This window comes from Pseudomonas sp. 22072 (genome assembly GCF_052046095.1).
GTDB lineage: Bacteria > Pseudomonadota > Gammaproteobacteria > Pseudomonadales > Pseudomonadaceae > Aquipseudomonas > Aquipseudomonas paracarnis.
In genome coordinates this window covers 1-17110 of sequence record NZ_JBQEQE010000050.1, presented here as the reverse complement: position 1 = coordinate 17110, position 17110 = coordinate 1, and the positions used below count along the sequence as shown (strand labels likewise).

At 60.0% G+C, this 17110-nt stretch carries 15 protein-coding genes; 5 read left to right on the top strand and 10 right to left on the bottom strand.

The features are described 5' to 3' along the window. Positions 1 to 151 precede the first annotated feature (151 nt). Positions 152 to 1285: a catalase family protein gene (locus ACTJLA_RS26370; RefSeq protein WP_259285098.1), complete on the bottom strand. Its 1134-nt coding sequence runs from the start codon at positions 1283 to 1285 to the stop codon at positions 152 to 154. A gap of 29 nt (positions 1286 to 1314) precedes the next feature. After that, positions 1315 to 3123: a cytochrome c gene (locus ACTJLA_RS26365; protein WP_259285099.1), complete on the bottom strand. Its 1809-nt coding sequence runs from the start codon at positions 3121 to 3123 to the stop codon at positions 1315 to 1317. A gap of 247 nt (positions 3124 to 3370) precedes the next feature. Between ACTJLA_RS26365 and ACTJLA_RS26360 the strand changes: the two genes are divergently transcribed. The 4 genes from ACTJLA_RS26360 (at position 3371) to ACTJLA_RS26345 (ending at position 6279) form a co-directional block, all read left to right on the top strand. After that, positions 3371 to 4111 (top strand): FKBP-type peptidyl-prolyl cis-trans isomerase, encoded by a 741-nt coding sequence (locus tag ACTJLA_RS26360; RefSeq protein ID WP_003190133.1) that lies wholly within the window; start codon positions 3371 to 3373, stop codon positions 4109 to 4111. A 909-nt stretch (positions 4112 to 5020) separates the two neighbouring features. Then, a complete protein-coding gene (locus tag ACTJLA_RS26355) occupies positions 5021 to 5476 on the top strand; it encodes a YkvA family protein (RefSeq protein ID WP_056788425.1) in 456 nt (151 codons plus the stop codon). Positions 5477 to 5572: 96 nt separating this feature from the next. Then, positions 5573 to 5911: a helix-turn-helix domain-containing protein gene (locus ACTJLA_RS26350; protein ID WP_034127238.1), complete on the top strand. Its 339-nt coding sequence runs from the start codon at positions 5573 to 5575 to the stop codon at positions 5909 to 5911. After that, positions 5908 to 6279: a hypothetical protein gene (locus ACTJLA_RS26345; RefSeq protein WP_005786715.1), complete on the top strand. Its 372-nt coding sequence runs from the start codon at positions 5908 to 5910 to the stop codon at positions 6277 to 6279. Before ACTJLA_RS26350 ends, ACTJLA_RS26345 begins: the two co-directional genes overlap by 4 nt. Here the strand turns inward: ACTJLA_RS26345 and ACTJLA_RS26340 are convergent. From ACTJLA_RS26340 to ACTJLA_RS26305, 8 genes are all read right to left on the bottom strand, one after another. Further along, positions 6276 to 8045, bottom strand: a complete 1770-nt coding sequence (locus tag ACTJLA_RS26340; RefSeq protein ID WP_197883329.1) for a bifunctional diguanylate cyclase/phosphodiesterase — start codon at positions 8043 to 8045, stop codon at positions 6276 to 6278. The genes ACTJLA_RS26345 and ACTJLA_RS26340 overlap by 4 nt on opposite strands. A 117-nt stretch (positions 8046 to 8162) precedes the next feature. After that, positions 8163 to 10244, bottom strand: coding sequence for a carboxy terminal-processing peptidase (locus ACTJLA_RS26335; protein ID WP_259285100.1), 2082 nt, complete (start codon positions 10242 to 10244; stop codon positions 8163 to 8165). Positions 10245 to 10572: 328 nt separating this feature from the next. Further along, the gene (locus ACTJLA_RS26330) at positions 10573 to 11226 is read right to left on the bottom strand and encodes an HAD family hydrolase (RefSeq protein WP_054897873.1); all 654 of its coding nucleotides are present in this window, start codon (positions 11224 to 11226) and stop codon (positions 10573 to 10575) included. Positions 11227 to 11259: 33 nt separating this feature from the next. Beyond that, entirely contained in the window at positions 11260 to 12249 is a 990-nt protein-coding gene (locus ACTJLA_RS26325; protein ID WP_034127242.1) for an ABC transporter ATP-binding protein, read from the bottom strand. Beyond that, a complete protein-coding gene (locus ACTJLA_RS26320) occupies positions 12246 to 13046 on the bottom strand; it encodes an ABC transporter permease (protein ID WP_032892564.1) in 801 nt (266 codons plus the stop codon). Before ACTJLA_RS26320 ends, ACTJLA_RS26325 begins: the two co-directional genes overlap by 4 nt. Then, a complete protein-coding gene (locus ACTJLA_RS26315) occupies positions 13033 to 13878 on the bottom strand; it encodes an ABC transporter permease (protein ID WP_044267910.1) in 846 nt (281 codons plus the stop codon). The genes ACTJLA_RS26320 and ACTJLA_RS26315 overlap by 14 nt, the downstream gene beginning before the upstream one ends. Continuing rightward, a complete protein-coding gene (locus tag ACTJLA_RS26310) occupies positions 13875 to 14681 on the bottom strand; it encodes an alkaline phosphatase family protein (protein WP_314551246.1) in 807 nt (268 codons plus the stop codon). The genes ACTJLA_RS26315 and ACTJLA_RS26310 overlap by 4 nt, the downstream gene beginning before the upstream one ends. Positions 14682 to 14897: 216 nt before the next feature. Continuing rightward, positions 14898 to 15974: an ABC transporter substrate-binding protein gene (locus ACTJLA_RS26305; protein ID WP_003190150.1), complete on the bottom strand. Its 1077-nt coding sequence runs from the start codon at positions 15972 to 15974 to the stop codon at positions 14898 to 14900. Positions 15975 to 16325: 351 nt separating this feature from the next. On the opposite strand from ACTJLA_RS26305, the gene ACTJLA_RS26300 reads away from it, so the two are divergent. Further along, positions 16326 to 17039, top strand: coding sequence for a UTRA domain-containing protein (locus ACTJLA_RS26300; RefSeq protein WP_054897875.1), 714 nt, complete (start codon positions 16326 to 16328; stop codon positions 17037 to 17039). Positions 17040 to 17110: the final 71 nt, after the last annotated feature.

Genomic DNA, 17110 nt, shown 5'->3' with positions numbered 1-17110 from the left:
TCGGTTAGAATACCGGCCTGTCACGCCGGGGGTCGCGGGTTCGAGTCCCGTCCGCTGCGCCATATTCGGTCACCTGGAATACTGAACGCCAGGTAGCCAAAAGAAACCCGCTCATTGAGCGGGTTTTTTTTCGCCTGCGATTTAACGCGCCTTACGGTGCGTTGCGGCTGTGGCGGTAATCGCTGACGGCCTCGTACACCGCTTTGCGCAGCCGGTTGATGCCACCGATGGGGCGGTGCGCTTCCAGCCCGAACCAGGGGTTGAACGACTGGTTATCGCACGCCAGGTTCTGCGCCGGCGTGTCGAAGTCCTGGGCGGGAATCCTGACCTTGGCCACGGTTTCATACGGCGCGTCGCTTTCCTTCCATTCGATGCTGGTGTCTTCGATCGGCATGAACGCCTGCGGGTTTTGCCGCTGGATTTGCAGCACAAAACACGCATCTACACGGTCGGTGGACAGTTGCTGGTTGAGCGCGCTGCGCAGGAAGTTCGGCAGGGCCAGGTTCTGTTTGGGCAACACATAACCCGGGCAGCTTTGTGGGTCGGGCGCGACGCGGAACTTGGCGTTGGCCGCGCCAAACTTGTAGGGCGAAACTGAAAAGTAAGTCGTCTGCGTCGGGCTGGCCGGTGCGGGCGCCAGGGTTGCCAGGGCGATAAACAAGTGACGCACTTGCCAACTGCGCGGGTCGAGCTTGGGAAAGAAAGCCAGGACCTTCTTGCCATCCGCTTGCGCGCCGATGTTTTGCGCGTATTCCGCGACATCGCTGACAAAGAAGTTCGGGTGGCTGAACATCACGAAATCCTGTTCGGTGCGCGCTTGCTGATCTGCCATCAGTTGCTTGCCCGGCACATCCAACAGCTTGATGGCCATGCCGCGTGCATCGCGGATGCTGTCGAATTGCGGATAAGCGTTGCCGTTGGACAGGCGCATCGTCGCCTGCCAGGTCTTGCCCGGCTCGGCAAACACGCCCTGGCGCAAGGCCGGGTCGAGATCTGCCAGAACGCTGACCTCGGCTTTCACGCACCCATGGGCCTTGGCATGGGCATCACGCAGGTAGCGAGTGCCTTCGCGATGCTGATCAACGATGCGCACGGCGGTCTGGATGATGCCTTGGGTCATCGCCGCTTCACCCGGCGGGATCTGTTCCTTCACCGACACCGGGCCCCTGTGCTGCCAGGCGAACCAGGCCGTGGCCAACACCCACCCCAGCAGGCCCAGGCCCAGCAGCCACAGCAGGGTTTTGCCAACAAAGGCGCCAAGGCGTAGCCAGAGACGAGCAAGCATGGAGCGGTCCTTGTTTTGCGAGCGGATAATCATGGCAGTTGTTGCTCCAGCGGGCCGCCCAGCACCTTGAGGTATTCGAGCAGCGCCCAGCGTTCCTGCGGCAGCAGGCCACGGCCGATCACGCCATTGCCACGTTCGCCGGCACGGAATTCGTGGCCGCTGTTGTGGTTGCCGGTGATTCTGGTATCGAACAGGAAGGCATTCTTGAAGGCGGTGGTCTCAAACCCCAGGTGACGCGGGTCGTAGTTGAAGGTGCCCTTATAGAAGGTAGTGCTGCGTTCGTCCTGAGGCGAGAGCAGTTGGTAGATCGTCGGCACTGAACCGTTGTGCAGGAACGGTGGGGTGGCCCATACGCCTGCCAGTGGCCGCGCCTTGTAGGCACGCAATTCGCGCACGCCGATGGGCAGGCCGAACCCGTCCAGGCCTGGGCGCTCGGCCGCGGTAACGCCGGCCGCACGGTAGGCATGCTCTTCGACGAAGGCGGTGACATAGGCTAAACCCTGGGCCACCGACATTTTTTTCAGGTCCAGCGGCGCGGTGGGGGTGGGGTGCAATTCGACATTGAGCCGGGCCAGTTCGGCCGGGTCCCATTGCAACGCGCTGAGGTCATAGCGTTGGTCGGCAATGTTGTTGGCCGTGCCGGGGTCGGTGCCGATGTAGTTCACCGGCAGCATTTTCAACTGCTGCACCGGACGGCCGTTTTCCTGGGTGACGGTGGGTACGTGGCAGCCGGCGCAGTTCTCGGCAAAGAGTGCGCGACCCTGGGCGGCGAGGGGCTTGTCGATGGCACCGAACAAGTCTTGCGGCCAGGTTGGCGGTTTGAGCCGTTGCAGGGTTTCTTCGATCAGGTGCAGGTCGCGCACCCGTACGCTGGACGGGTAGCGGGCATCGCCTTTGAGCGGTTGCCCGACAGCGTCGAAGAACGTCAGGGTCGCGCCTACGCCAAGGGCTTCGCCGATATTGCGCGCCATGGGCTGTTGGGCCGAGCCATTCCACTGCACCCAGTCGAAGGTCCAGATATCCCACAACTGCGGGTAGTCCACCGGCGCATTGGCGACGCGATAATTGTCTGGGGAAATAGCGTCGCCAAAACTGGCGTTAGCGATGCGCCCAAAGGCGTCAGTACGGCCCGGGCCTTCTTCCGTGGGGTAAAGGCCGCGGTGGGTGTCATTCCAGGCAACCTTGAGGAACTGGTTCAGCGATTGCTTGAAGTCCTTGCGCAGTTCATCGCGCTGGGCGTCGTACTGATCCCCCAGGACCTTGTGGGCAAAGCGCTCGAACTTCCATGGGTTGTAATAAGTGGCGGCGAGGCTGGCGACCAGTGCCTGGCCGAAACTGCCGCCCCGCAAGGTGGGGACGCTGGAGGGCAGTACATGTTGAGCCGAGCCGCCATCGATGCGCAGGGCCTGGCCTTTGAAATGCAACTCCCCCGTATGGCAGGCCGCGCAGGTGATGTCCAGGTACTGAACCTTGCTGTCGGCATTCTGGTGCCGGGCGAAACCCACCGGCAGGTTGCCAGGGTTTTGCGTGGTGGGCACCTGCCTGGGATCGACCAGGAAACCAAAGCGCGCCAGGTACTCCGGCGCGGCAAAGCGTTGCTCGGAGAACGGCAGCTCCAGAGCCGTGAACCAGTCGTAGTGCAGGCCCTTTACCTGGGTGCCCTGGGGCGTGAAGTAGAAGGTCTGACGGTCCGCGGCACTCCACTGGTCCTGGTAGTGCACCTGCTCCACGGGCATGTAGTCCGGCAGCTTGGGGTTGAGGGTGTAATAGAGCACCACGGCCAGGGTCAGGCCCAGTGCGATCAATATCAGGAGTAAAACACGGGAAAAAGTGCGCAAGATAACTATCCTTGTCGAATTGTCGCGTTGTTATGCCACTGCGCCACAGGTGCGGCAAGTGACGATTAGCCTGCTATCAGCCGGTTCCGCGATCCGTCGCGGGCCCCCATGATAAATGGAAATGCTTTTAAACACGTGAACTTATCAGAAGTTTCCTGCTCACATGCCGGTAGCCATTGGTCGGGGCCGCCTGATAAGCTCGCGACTTTATTCGAATGCCCTTTTGGCGCATGAACAAGGAAATAGCATGAAACAGCATCGGTTGGCGGCGGCGGTGGCCCTGGTTAGCCTGGTACTTGCGGGTTGTGATTCGCAAACCAGCGTAGAGCTGAAAACCCCGGCGCAAAAAGCTTCCTACGGCATCGGCCTGAACATGGGCAAGAGCCTTGCCCAAGAAGGCATGGATGACCTGGACTCCAAAGCGGTAGCCCAAGGCATTGAAGATGCTGTCGGCAAGAAAGAGCAGAAGCTCAAAGATGACGAACTGGTTGAAGCCTTCGCCGCGCTGCAAAAGCGTGCCGAAGAGCGCATGACCAAAATGAGCGAAGAGTCGGCAGCTGCCGGCAAGAAATTCCTCGAAGACAACGCCAAGAAAGACGGCGTCGTCACCACCGCTTCCGGTCTGCAGTACAAGATCGTGAAGAAGGCCGATGGCGCCCAGCCTAAGCCAACCGACGTGGTGACTGTTCACTACACCGGCAAGCTCACCAACGGCACTACCTTTGACAGCTCTGTAGATCGTGGTAGCCCGATCGACCTGCCGGTCAGCGGCGTGATCCCGGGTTGGGTCGAAGGCTTGCAACTGATGCATGTTGGCGAGAAGGTCGAGTTGTACATCCCGTCCGACCTGGCCTACGGCGCCCAGAGCCCGAGCCCGGCGATCCCGGCCAACTCCGTGCTGGTATTCGACCTGGAGCTGCTGGCCATCAAGGACCCAGCCAAGGCAGAAGCAGCGGACGCACCTGCTGCACCAGCCGCCAAGAAGTAATCGGCGCCTGAACACACAACGCCCCGTCTCGACGGGGCGTTGTTGTTTTCGGGGCTGTATCAAAGGATGCAAAAATCTTCTGTGGGAGCTGGCTTGTCGGGTCGCCGCATCGCTGTGATGACCGCCAGACGCTCAGCACTCCAAATGTGGGAGCTGGCTTGCCTGCGATGACGGCCTGCCAGCCTACACCTACTAACTGACACACCACGATCAACCTGTGGGAGCGGGCTTGCTCGCGAAGGCGGCCTGGCAATCAACACAGTTGGATTGTGTACATATCCATTGCTGCGGTAACGGCCACATAGGGTTCCGCCCTGACGGCGGCTCACTTTGCAAGAGCGGCAAAGTAAGCAAAACGCTCTTGCCCCACCACTCGGCACCTCGCTCAGGCTCGGTGTGCCCGTAATCCGCCAGCGTGGTTTAACGGGGCGCCTAAGATCAAAAGCAGATCAAGATCAAGAGCGGCTCGCTTCGCATCGTGGTTAGCGTTGGCTGCTACGGCCTGTAAAGTTGTGTTGATGCCTAAGGCAATCGCAGGCAAGCCAGCTCCCACATTTGGAGCCGGGGGTGTCTGGGAGATAGGCATCGGCTGGCAGGCTGCCACGTCGTACCGGGTCGTGTAGATGTCTATGGCTATCGCACGCCAGCCAGCCCCTACGTTGAAGCCTCTGCAAATCCAAACGAACGTCCGCAACCGGACACAGTCTGATATAAGACTCGAGCACGGGTAGCCGCACATACATGCCAAGTCAATGAATTCTTGGGTTTTTTTTATGTGCGCAAAAAACGCCCGATCTGACTGTAGGCCTTGTAGTCCGTGGCTTTCAGCCGATAAAACAGGCTCTGTTCACAAGGTTATCCACAATTTGTGTGGATAACCTTTTATGTCGCCTGGAACTGGAGTGCCCAATGAAACCACCGTTCAATTTCACCCGTTTCCTGCCCATGGCCGCACGCTTGCTCGGTCGGGGGCGTTTGCCAACCTTGCTGTTTGCCGTCGCTGCCAAAGGTTCAAGCCAAGGCAATCGGCTCGGCCAGCTCAAGGATGATCTCAAGTTACTGCAGGCCCTGTGCCTGGCTTACTGGCGCGGCGAATACCGTGCGATCAGCCCTAAGGCGCTGATCTCGGTGGTGGCGGGGCTGATGTATTTTCTCAGCCCGATTGATGCGATTCCGGATTTCCTCCCGATGTTCGGCATGCTGGATGACATCGCCGTGCTGGCATGGGTCATGAAGACCCTGAGCGGCGAACTGAGCGCCTTTCGTGCGTGGCGCGATGCGCAACGCCCGGAAAAACTCGCGGTGGTTGAGCGCCTGCCAGCGACGCCTGAGCTGCTGGCCCGGGAAAACCCACAAAAAAACTAATGTTGCCCGGTATCCCCTGCGACCTTTGTGGCTGTTAGGATTACACTTCTAAGGAAAGAGCTTACTTAGTAAGTGTTTTTATCCTACGGGGCAGTCATGGATATTCAGATCATTTCACGCGATGGCGCACCCGAATACGCGGTGTTGCCATGGGACCAGTACCAGGCGCTGCTAAAAGCTGCCGGTCAGCAGCAACCTACACCCGCTTCTTCCCCTGCCGCCTCTACCGCCATTGATCAGGACCTGCGCCCGCTCGCAGCCCTGCGCGGCCTGCGTGAAGCCAAGGGGCTGGCTATCGAGACCCTGGCACGCACAGTGGGGATCAGCCCCTCATACCTTGGATTGATTGAAAGTGGTGAACGCCAGCCGGATGCCGCCATTCGCCGCAGCCTGGCTTGGGAATTGGGCGTAGCAGGTTGGAGGGATGAGTCTTGAGCCTACGTATTAGCCGTCAACACTGGGATGGGTTGCTCAACGAACTGGATCAGGCGCGGCGCCAGCGCCATTTGCTCACCTACCGTGCACTGCTTGAGCGCCTGCAATTCCCCACGCCGGCCATGCAGACCCTGGCGGCGGCCCTGGAGCACCTGGCGGCACTGGATGCCAAGGCCGAGCAGCCGCTGCGCAGTTCCCTGGTGATCAGCCAGGGCGCCAGCCGCCTGCCGCGCACCGGTTTTTTCGAATGTGTGGAGCGCCTGGGGCGGTTCAGCGGGCCTTCTGACGGCGTGGCCGCCGCGTCCTGGCATGCTTCCGAAGTGGTGCGGGTGTTCGAGTACGAGTACCCGGAGTCCGCCGAGGCCTAAAGCGCCTGGGGGCAGGTGTCCATGCTGTCGATCACGTGGATGCTGTAGCCCGCCACATCCTTGGCTTGGTGCTTGGCTTGTGACGCCAGTTCTGCCAACTGGCTGGCATCGAGTTGTGCGCAGGCCTGAGGATACAAGTGCACTACACCGATGGACAGCGACAGCAACGCAAACTCCTGGCGCACGCCCTGGCGATTGAGGGCCACGAAGCACCCAGCCTCCAGATGTTCAGCGCGGTAGAAGCGTCGGCATTGGGTATGGAAGTCATCCAGCAACTGGTTGAGCCGCTTGCGCCAATCCTGCGGGCCCAGCACCAGCAAAAAATCATCCCCACCAATATGCCCGACAAAGTCGCGGCTGGGGTCTACCCGGTCGTTGAGGCACTGCGCCAGGCACAGCAGCACTTCATCCCCGCGCCCGTAGCCGTAGATATCGTTGAACGGTTTGAAACTGTCGATATCCACATAGCAGATCACCGACTCGCGCTGTTGCTGCAGCAGCCGGGTGAGGCACTGCTGGATCGGCACATTGCCAGGCAACAAGGTCAACGGGTTGGCGTAGCGGGCCTGCTGGATTTTCAGCTCCGTGATCAACTTGAGCACGTCGATGACCCGACCCAGCCCCAGGTAATCACCGTTCAGGGTTATGATGAAATCCTCTTCGATGCGTTGCCGCGCGCGGCTGGTCAATAAGCGGCTGACCTGCTGCAAGGACTGGCTCAGTTCCACCGCCAAAAAGTCATCGCTCATCAAGCGGCTGATGGGTTTACGTGCAAACAGATCGGTCGCGAACGGCTTGAGCAACGCGTCCGACAACGAGTGCCGGTGCACAATGCCGACCGGGCAACCGCGGCCGTCCAATACCGCCAGCGAGTTGAGGTTGGCCTGGCGGCGGAACGATTCCAGCACTTGAGCGGTGGCGGTGTCTTGATCCACGGCGGGCTGCTCATTGAGCAGGGCGCTCAAGTCACTGCCTTCGTCATTGAGGGCCAGCGTGGCGTTATCCGGCTTGGGCAGCATCAGGCGCGCTTCCTGCGGCGGCTTTTCCTGAGGGCGGCAGAGCAGGTAGCCCTGGACCAGGTCGACGCCCATCTCCGTCAACACCGCTAGTTCTTCCGGCAGCTCGATGCCCTCGGCAATCACTTGGGCGCGGGACGCCCTGGCGATCTGCAGGATCGAGCCGACAAACTCACGCTTGAGGGCGTCCTGGTGAATGCCGTCGATAAAGTGCCGGTCGATCTTCACGTAGTCCGGGCGCAGTTCGGACCACAACCGCAAGCTGGAATAACCGGCGCCCAAGTCATCCAGTGCGATGGCAAAGCCCATGTCGCGGTAGTGGTGCAAGGCAGTTTGCAGCAGCGCGAAATCGTCGGTGGGTGCCTGCTCGGTTAGCTCGATCACCACTTGGCTGGGAGAAATGCCGAAGTCGCGCAACAGTTGCAGCGTGCGCCCTGGCTGATGTGCGTTCTCCATCAAGGATTCGGGCGAGATATTGAGGAACAGCTTGCCGGGCAGTTTCTGCTCGCTGAAGCGCCGGCATGCATTCTCTCGACACGCCATGTCCAATTCGCTCAGGCGCCCTGCGTGGCTGGCCACCGAGAACAGTGCGACGGGGGAGTGCAGCGGGCTGTTGGACGGGCCACGACTGAGAGCCTCATAACCGAGGATGCGCCGCTCCGACAGGCAGATGATCGGTTGGAACAGGCTGTGCAAACTGCCTTGAGCCAGGATTGAGCCCAATGCATTCAGCTGTTCGGTCATGGTCATGGCGGTCTCGATCAAAAAAAAGGACCGCAGGCGTAAACCTGCGGTCCTTTTATTTCACGACAGAATGATGTCTATATGATGACACTCCGAGGAGCGATCACATTAAATCGCCATCATTTACTGCTTGGCCACCTGCTTGGTGATTTTCAGATAATCCAGCAGGATCCGGCCAGTCTCGGCCAAGTAAGCGTCGTCTTCCGGCTTGGTTTTATCCGCCTCGGTCGGCAGCGCATCTTCATCTTCTTTCTTCAGCTCTTTGAGCGGGTCTTCACCCTTGGCCTTGCGGCGGGTGTTTTCCAGCACCAGTTGCTGATTCTCGATGCTGGAATGCTGTGCACGGCGATCCGCTTCGTTGAGGCTGACGGTCTTTTCTTCCATCAGCTTCTTGGCCAGGGCCAGCTTGTCGCGGATAAACACGAACTCGGCATCCTTGGCGGAGCGGGTGTCATGGTCAGCCTTCAACTGAGCCAGGAAGGGCTTGAACGGATCCGTCGCCGGCTTGATCGCAGGGCGGATGGTGTCCCACGGCATGGCTTCAGGCAGGGCGCTTTCGCCGATTTCCTTGGTGTCGATGATCGAAGGGAAATCGATATCCGGCAGTACGCCTTGATGCTGGGTGCTCTGCCCCGATACCCGGTAGAACTTGGCCAGTGTCAGCTTGAGCTCGCCATGGTTCAGCGGTTGGATGGTCTGCACGGTGCCTTTGCCGAAGGTCTGGCCGCCGATGATCAGTGCGCGGTGGTAGTCCTGCATGGCGCCGGCGAAAATCTCCGAGGCCGAGGCCGAGAGACGGTTGACCAGCAGCGCCATCGGCCCTTTGTAGAAGGCCCCCGGGTTCTCGTCTTCGAGCACGTCGACACGGCCGTCAGCGTTGCGTACCAATACGGTCGGTCCCTTGTCGATAAACAGGCTGGTCAGCTCGGTGGCTTCCTGCAGGGAGCCGCCGCCGTTGTTGCGCAGGTCGATGACCACGCCGTCGACTTTCTCTTTCTGCAGTTCTGTCAGGATTTTCTTCACGTCGCGGGTGGTGGACTTGTAGTCCGGATCACCGGCACGGAACGCCTTGAAGTCCAGATAGAAGGCCGGGATTTCGATCACGCCCAGCTTGTAGTCCTTGCCATCCTGCTTGAGGTTGAGGACTTTCTTCTGCACGGCCTGGTCTTCGAGCTTCACCGCTTCACGGGTGATGGACACGATCTTGCTGGTCTGGTCGTTCGGTGCATTGGTGTGCGGAATCACTTCCAGGCGCACCACGCTGCCTTTAGGCCCACGGATCAGCTTGACCACTTCGTCCAGGCGCCAGCCGACCACATCGACCATCTCTTTGTCGGCCTGGGCCACGCCGATGATCTTGTCGGCCGGTGCCACTTGCTTGGTTTTGTCAGCAGGGCCTGCCGGCACCAGACGTACGATCTTCACCTGGTCATTGTCGCTTTGCAGGACGGCACCGATGCCTTCCAGGGACAGACTCATATTGATATCGAAATTTTCCGCGTTATCTGGCGACAGATAATTGGTGTGCGGGTCGTAGGACATCGCAAAGGTGTTGATGTAGGCCTGGAAGATATCCTCGGCACGGGTCTGGTCCAGGCGTGCCAGCTGGTTTTTGTAGCGCTTGGTCAGCAGTTCTTGAATGGCCTTGGGCTCTTTGCCGGCGATCTTCAAGCGCAGCACTTCGTCCTTGACGCGTTTGCGCCACAGGTCGTCCAGGGCTGCGGTGCTGGTCAGCCAAGGGGCGTCCTTGCGGTCTACCAGAAGGGTTTCTTTCTGGGTGAAATCGAGTTTGTCGACGCCCTTGTTCAGCTCACCCAACGCGAAGTCCAGACGCGCTTTGACGCGGTCCAGGTAACGCTTGTAGATGGTGAAGCCGGGTTGCAGGTCGCCGCTCTTGAGGAAGTCGTCGAATTGGGTCTTCCACTTGTCGAACTCAGCGATATCGCTGGCCAGGAAGTAGCTGCGCGAGGGGTCCAGCAGCTTGAGGTAGCTGTCGTAGATGATCACCGAGCGAGCGTCGTCCAGCGGCGGCTTGCTGTAGTGATGGCGCTTGAGCAACTCGACGACGTTAAGGCTGGCAATCACCTCATCGCGATCAGGCTGAAGGTTGTCCCAGCTATTGGCTGCGAACGTATTGGTCGACATCGACGCGAAGCCGAGACCAATGAAAAAAGCGAGGGCGGTGCTGGGGAACAGATGCTTCATGCTGATTCGACGCGGGGGCAATTGATAACGCATATTAGGCCGTCTTTGAGGGAGCCGGTTCCATATGGTCCGGTCGCATAATGCAAAAAGCCCGGCGCTACAGCACCGGGCTCAGTCCAGACTCACTATGGAGGCACTGTGAAAGCATTGCAAGGCGTTGACGGTGATGTGGGGGGCTAGAACAACCTCGTCCTACGTCCGGTGTAGTCCGTATTGCCAATAGCCTGACCGAATCCTAGATTGAAATGCAGTCAGTGTGGGAGCTGGCTTGCCTGCGATAGCGGTGCGCCNCCGGCAAGCCAGCTCCCACAGGTTGATGTCTATTGATTCAGGTCCAGTGGTGGATCGGCCAGCCGGCCTGTTCGGCATTGGCGCGCAACACCGGGTCCGGGTTCACCACCTGCGGGTGATCCACCTTGAGCAGCAGCGGTAAATCATTGCGCGAGTCCGAATAGAAATAGGCACCTTCAAGGGTTTCGCCTTCCTGCTCCAGCCATTCCAGCAACCGCGTGATCTTGCCTTCACGGTAAGTCAGTACACCCTCTGTCTTGCCGTCGTATACCCCATGGCTGACGCTCAGGTTAATCCCCAGCACTTCCTCGATACCGATACGCGCAGCAATCGGCGTGACCAGGTGAGTGCCCGAAGCGGAAATCACCAGGATCCGGTCACCGTTCGCGCGGTGGCGGGCGATGGTCTTGGTGGCGTCGCTGTAGATCAGCGGCTCGATCACGTCCTCGACCCACGGCTCCACCAGGTGCTCGATTTCTTCCGGGGTTCGGCCGATCATCGGCTCCAGGCTGAAATCCATGAAATCTTCCATCAACAGCTTGCCCTGGCTGTAGGCATCCATCAGCTCGTTGTTCCTGCGCATGAATGACTCAGGGTCTACCCAGCCGAGGCGGCCCATCTGTTCGCTCCACAGCGTGGCGCAGTCGCCGTGGATCAAGGTGTCGTCCAGATCAAAAATTACCAATGCCATCGGTGATGCTCTCTCTCAATAGGTCGCTGCCTGTCAGGCTACTTCACACAGTGCGCTGGGGTCGATGGAAAGTGCCAGGCGTTGGCCGTCCGGATGCAGGTCGTCGGCCGAACGATTGAGCACATCCACCACCAGCTCGACACCACGGGCTTCGATGCGGTAGCGAATTACGTTACCCAGCAGGCTGTGGCTACGCACCAACGCATCGAGCTCGCCACTGCGGCTCAACTCGATGGCCTCGGGGCGAATCGCGATACGCCCGCTGATCGGTCGCTGCAGCAGTTGGCTGGCCTTGTCGGCATCGAGCAGGTTGTAGTTGCCGATAAACCCAGCAGCGAACACATCCACCGGCGCGGTATAGAGGGTTTCGGCATCGCCGCTCTGCACGATCTTGCCCTGGTTCATCAAGAAGATGCGGTCGGACATGGTCAGCGCTTCTTCCTGGTCATGGGTCACGAAGATCGTGGTCAGCCCCAGCTCGCGCTGGATCTGGCGGATCTGCTCGCGCAAGTGCTTGCGAATACGTGCATCCAGCGCCGACAGCGGTTCATCGAGCAACAGCAGGCGCGGGCGGGTTACCAGGGAGCGGGCGAGGGCGACGCGCTGGCACTGGCCACCGGACATCTGGTGCGGATAGCGGCCGGCCAGGTCCTTGAGTTCCACCAGTTGCAGCACTTCTTGCACGCGCTTGTGACTGTCGTCGGCGTTGACCTTTTGCATGCGCAGGCCGAAGGCAACGTTCTGTTCCACGGTCATGTTGGGGAACAGCGCGTAGCTCTGGAACACCATGCCGATCTGGCGCTTCTGTGGGCTCAGGGGCACGATGTCCTGGCCATCCAGGAGGATTTGGCCACTGTCCACCGGCGTAAGCCCGGCGATGCAGCGCAGCAGGGTGGATTTGCCGCAACCGGACGGGCCGAGCAGGGTGACGAACTCGCCTTTGGCGACCTCGCAATTGATATCGCTGAACACCGGGGTGCCGGCGTAGCCTTTTTGCAGGTGTTGGACGCTGACGAAGCTCATTGGCTTTTGTCCTTGTTCAAGAGAGTGGCGGCCCAGGTCAGTACCAGTACAAAGAAGAAATAAGAGATCACCACGGCGCTGGTGAAATGGCCACTGCTGTTGCGCATGTTGTTGAGGTACACCTGCAGGGTTTCGTAGCGGGTGCCGACGAGGATGTTGGCGAACACGAACTCGCCGAACAGGAACGAGAACGACAGCAGCAGCGCCACCATCAGGCCCTTGCGCAGGTTGGGCAGCACCACCAGGATCGCGGCCTGCCAGGTGCTGGCGCCGAGCAGTTGCGAAGCGTCCATCAGGTCGCGCAGGTTGATGGCTTGCAGGTTGTTGGTGATCGCTCGGTACATGAACGGCAGCGCGACGGTGAAGTAGCAGCCGATCAAAATCCACGGCGTGCCCACCATCGCCAGCGGCCCGGAACCGTACAGTTGCAGCAGACCCACCGAGGACACCACCGGCGGCACCGCAAAGGGCAGCAGGATCAGGATGTTCATCAGCGCGTCGAGCTTGGGAAAGTGGTAATGCACCACGAACAGCAGCGGCAAGATCAACACCACCGAGAGGATAAGTGCGCCCACGCACACCAGCAACGATTGCCCGAAGGCCATCAGAAAGCGCGGGTCGCTCCACAGCTGTACATACCATTTCACGCTGAAGCCGGCAGGCAGGATGGTTGCCGACCAACTGCTGGAAATCGAGTAGACAAAAGTGCCCACCAGCGGCAGCACCAGGATCAGGAACAACAGGTACACCACCACCCGATGGTAGAGGGAGGCCGTACCGGCTTCAGCGCGAGACATGGTAGCTCCTCTTGAGCAGCAGTTGATGCACCACCGTGACCACGGTCATCAGCGCCACCAGCACCACGGCCAGGGCGCTGGCCATGTTCGGGTCCAGCGACACATCGCCGGAGACCAGGCCGGCAATGCGAATTGGCAGCACGTTGAAGTTGCCGGTAGTAAGCGCATAGACCGTGGCGTAGGCGCCCAGGGCATTGGCCAGCAGGATCACAAAGGTGCCGAGCAGGGCCGGGGTGAGCACCGGCAGGCCGATATGGCGCCAGAACTGCCAGCCATTCGCACCGAGCAGCGCGGCAGATTCGCGCCAGTCTTCGCGCAATGCGTCAAAGGCCGGGTAGAGCAACAGTACGCCGAGGGGGATCTGGAAATAGGTATAGAGGATGATCAAGCCGGTTTTCGAGTACAGGTTGAAGTCCTCGATGATCCCGGCCTGCTTGAGCATGAGGGTGATACTGCCGTTGAACCCCAGCAGGATGATGAACGCGAAGGCCAGGGGCACGCCGGCGAAATTGCTGGTCATGTTGGCGAACGCGGTGACGAAGTTGCGCAGCGGCGAATCCACTCGGCGCAGTGAGTAGCTGCCCAAGGTGGCGATGATGATGCCGAAGATGCTGGAGTAAAAGCTGATCTCCAGGCTGAACTGGATGGCCTGCCGGTAGAACTTCGACGTGAAGATGCGGGTGAAGTTTTCCAGGCCCCAGCCGGCCTCTTCGGTTTGCAGGCTGCTGATCAGCACCCACACCAGCGGCGCGATCTCGAACACGATAAAGAACAGTGCGAAGGGCAGCAGGCATAGCAGGGCCAGCCATTTACCGCGGGTCAATGCATTCACTTGAGCAACTCCCGGCACACAGGTTTGTCGTGGGGCACGCCGAGCAGTTCGCAGACGGTGCCGCACAGGTCGGTCTGTTTCGGCGCAGCGTCGCTGTCCAGGCTGAAGGCGTCACCGATGACAAACAGTGGCACTTCCCGTTCTTCGCGCAACAGGCCGTTGTGGGAGCGGTCGTTGTTCATGCCATGGTCGGCGGTGACCAGTATCTGGTAGCCGGCGTCGAGCCAGCCTTGCAGGTAGTCGGCCAGGATAATGTCGGCCGAGCGTGCGCTGTTGCGGTATTGCGCGGTGTCGAGGCCATGCTTGTGGCCGGCGTCGTCGATGTTCATCGGGTGCACCAGCAAAAAGTTTGGCGCGTGCTTGAGCCGCAGGCTTTCGGCGTCGGCGAACAGGTGGGAATCGGGGTAGTGGTCATTCCAGTAGAAATGCCCGTGCTGGATCGCCAGCGCCTTGTCGTTGGTATGACGATCGCGGGCGGCGAGAAAGGGCGTGCGGTTATACAACTCGCTGACCCAGTGGTAAGCCGCCGCCGCGGTGCTCAAGCCGGCGTCGGTGGAGTAATGGAAAATGCTGCGCTGGGTGGACAGGCGCGAGACGTTGTTGTGCACGACACCGCTTTGGATCGGCGGCACGCCGGTGAGGATGCACTCGTACAACGGGCGGGACAGGGCAGGCAGTTCACATTCCAGTGTGTAGAGGGCTGCGCGTCTTGCGCCGACATAGGCCTGCAAGTGCCCCATAGCGTGCCGGGCAACCTCGAAGTTGAGGCCGTCGAGCACCACAAGGATGACATTGTGCTTCATGGGGGCTGGGGCTCCGCAACAAAGGGTATGGCTCAGTATCAACTTGGGATGGGATCAAATGTGGGAGCTGGCTTGTTGTGGCGAGCAAGCTTGCTTGCGCTGGGGTGCGGAGCACCCCCAAAAAGCCGGCACCAGCTACGCTGTCGAGCGGGAGCAAGCTCCCTCGCCACAGCAAGCCAGCTCCCACACTGACCGCCTTTGGATCAGAGAGACCGATTACTTCATTTCTACGATGACTTGCTCGTTCCACATCTGTGGCAGCTTCTTGGACGTCGCTTCCCAGGCATCGGCATCCTTGATCGGCTGCGGGTTGGCCTTGGTGTACTGCTCGCCCGGGATCAGGTTTTTGGCAACGTCCGCCGGCAGTTTCAAGTCGGTTTCAGCCCGGATCGGACGCGCATTGCCGCGTGCCAGGTTGAGCTGGCCGGCATCGCTGAAGATGTATTCGCGGGTGAGCTTGGCGGCGTTCGGGTGCTTGGCGTATTTGTTGATGATGGTGGTGTAGCCGGATTTCACCGAGCCATCCGAGGGGATCAGCACCACGTAGTCATCCGGGTTGGCCATCTTGGCCTTGTAGCTCAGGCCGTTGAAGTCCCAGACGAGGCCCACTTCGACTTCGCCTTTTTCCATGGTGGCGATGGTCGGGTTGGACAGCGAGAGCCGACCTTGCTGGGCGATCTTGGTGAAAAATTGCAGGCCCGGCGCGATGTTTTTCTCGTCACCCTTGTTGGCGATGGCTGCGGCGAGTACTGCGTTCGAAGCCTGGGCGGCGGTGCTCACGTCACCCACCGAGACCTTGTATTTACCGGTTTGCAGGTCAGCCCAGGTGGTGGGCACTTCGGAGCCGTGCAGCAGCTTCTTGTTGACGATAAAGGCGATGGTGCCGGTGTAGGCCAGGGCCCAGTGACCGTCCTTGTCTTTTGCCCAATCCGGCACCTGCGCCCAGGTGGACGGTTTGTACGGCTGGGTGACTTCCTGTTTCACCGCGATCGGGCCGAAGGCTGCGCCCACGTCACCGATATCGGCGCTGGCGTTGTCTTTTTCGGCTTTGAACTTGGCGATTTCCTGGGCCGAGCTCATGTCGGTGTCGATGTGCTTGAGGCCGTAGGTCTTGGCCAGGTCTTCCCAGGTGCCTTTCCAGTTGGCCCAGTCATCGGGCATGCCGACGCTGTTGACGGCGCCTTCCGCTTTGGCGGCGGCTTCCAAGGTTTTTAGATCGGTATCAGCAGCCATGGCGGCGGTGCACATGGCAATGGTCGAGCCTAACAGTGATGCCAGGAAAAGCTGTTTCATCCGAAGCTCCTTTGGGCGTTTTCAACGCGGCGTTTTATCTGAACGTTAGCGGTGGTTTGGTCTAGGTCAGCAATACCTGAGCCAATCTAGGCCCCCTGGATGACAGTTTCATGTCGATGTCGTTTTTGAAGCGCTGATGTCGCTCAGCTCCGACTTAGCGTAGACCATGCCCAAGTGCCCGCAGGCCCTGGACTTGGCCGATGTATTGCAGGGGGTGGTAGAGGCAGTCGACAGCCTTTGTCATCTGTCGGTCATGTGGAGTGCCTAGGCTGGTACACAGCAGCAGAAGCCCAGATAGAGCGCGTTTTGTGCACCTGAACGGTGCTGGTCTAGTCCAGATAGGTAACGTTGATGCGTGATGAGGCAATCAAGGCGGTAACCTCCATCGGCCTGGCGCTGCAAGAGCAGATCGACCATGGCCTGTTGCCGCCTGCCAGCAAACTGCCCGCCGAACGCAAGCTCAGCGAGTTGTTTGGTACCACTCGGATTACCGTGCGGGAAGCCTTGTTACAGCTTGAGGCCCAAGGGCAGATTTACCGCGAAGAGCGTCGGGGCTGGTTCGTCTCGCCGCCACGGCTGGCCTATAACCTGATGCAGCGCAGCCATTTTCACGCGATGGTCAGCGACCAGGGGCGTGAGGCTTCCACGCAGGTCATTTCCGCACGCTTGCAACCGGCGTCGGCGGCGGTGTGCGCGTGGTTGCAGTTGCCGGCGTTGTCGAGCGTGATCCAGATTTGCCGGGGGCGCAGGATTGACGGGCGCCTGGTGTTGTATGTGGAGCACTATCTGAACCCGCAGTATTTTCCGGGAATCCTGGCGTGTGATTTGAATCAGTCGATGACTGAGCTGTATGCCAGCAAATATGACTTGCGCTACGGGCGGGTGCGCTTCGAGATTGTGCCGACCTCACTGCCGGTGGAAGCGGCCGCTGCGCTGCGCGTCTCGGTAGGCAGCCCGGGCTTGCGCATCGCCCGGGTCAATTACGACCAGCATCAACGCCTGATCGACTGTGACCTGGAGTTCTGGCGGCATGATGCGATTCATGTGGGTGTGGATGTGGTGTAGCGGCTTGTGCACCGCGAACCCATGTGGGAGCTGGCTTGCCTGCGATGGTATCGACTCGGTGCGCCTGATAA

What these genes read in the sequence shown, in the direction of transcription:
- ACTJLA_RS26370 (WP_259285098.1), bottom strand. Translation starts at nt 1,285, where the DNA reads ATGCTTGCTCGTCTCTGGCTACGCCTTGGCGCCTTTGTTGGCAAAACC.
- ACTJLA_RS26360 (WP_003190133.1), top strand. Translation starts at nt 3,371, where the DNA reads ATGAAACAGCATCGGTTGGCGGCGGCGGTGGCCCTGGTTAGCCTGGTA.
- ACTJLA_RS26355 (WP_056788425.1), top strand. Translation starts at nt 5,021, where the DNA reads ATGAAACCACCGTTCAATTTCACCCGTTTCCTGCCCATGGCCGCACGC.
- ACTJLA_RS26350 (WP_034127238.1), top strand. Translation starts at nt 5,573, where the DNA reads ATGGATATTCAGATCATTTCACGCGATGGCGCACCCGAATACGCGGTG.
- ACTJLA_RS26340 (WP_197883329.1), bottom strand. Translation starts at nt 8,045, where the DNA reads ATGACCATGACCGAACAGCTGAATGCATTGGGCTCAATCCTGGCTCAA.
- ACTJLA_RS26335 (WP_259285100.1), bottom strand. Translation starts at nt 10,244, where the DNA reads ATGAAGCATCTGTTCCCCAGCACCGCCCTCGCTTTTTTCATTGGTCTC.
- ACTJLA_RS26330 (WP_054897873.1), bottom strand. Translation starts at nt 11,226, where the DNA reads ATGGCATTGGTAATTTTTGATCTGGACGACACCTTGATCCACGGCGAC.
- ACTJLA_RS26325 (WP_034127242.1), bottom strand. Translation starts at nt 12,249, where the DNA reads ATGAGCTTCGTCAGCGTCCAACACCTGCAAAAAGGCTACGCCGGCACC.
- ACTJLA_RS26320 (WP_032892564.1), bottom strand. Translation starts at nt 13,046, where the DNA reads ATGTCTCGCGCTGAAGCCGGTACGGCCTCCCTCTACCATCGGGTGGTG.
- ACTJLA_RS26310 (WP_314551246.1), bottom strand. Translation starts at nt 14,681, where the DNA reads ATGAAGCACAATGTCATCCTTGTGGTGCTCGACGGCCTCAACTTCGAG.
- ACTJLA_RS26305 (WP_003190150.1), bottom strand. Translation starts at nt 15,974, where the DNA reads ATGAAACAGCTTTTCCTGGCATCACTGTTAGGCTCGACCATTGCCATG.
- ACTJLA_RS26300 (WP_054897875.1), top strand. Translation starts at nt 16,326, where the DNA reads ATGCGTGATGAGGCAATCAAGGCGGTAACCTCCATCGGCCTGGCGCTG.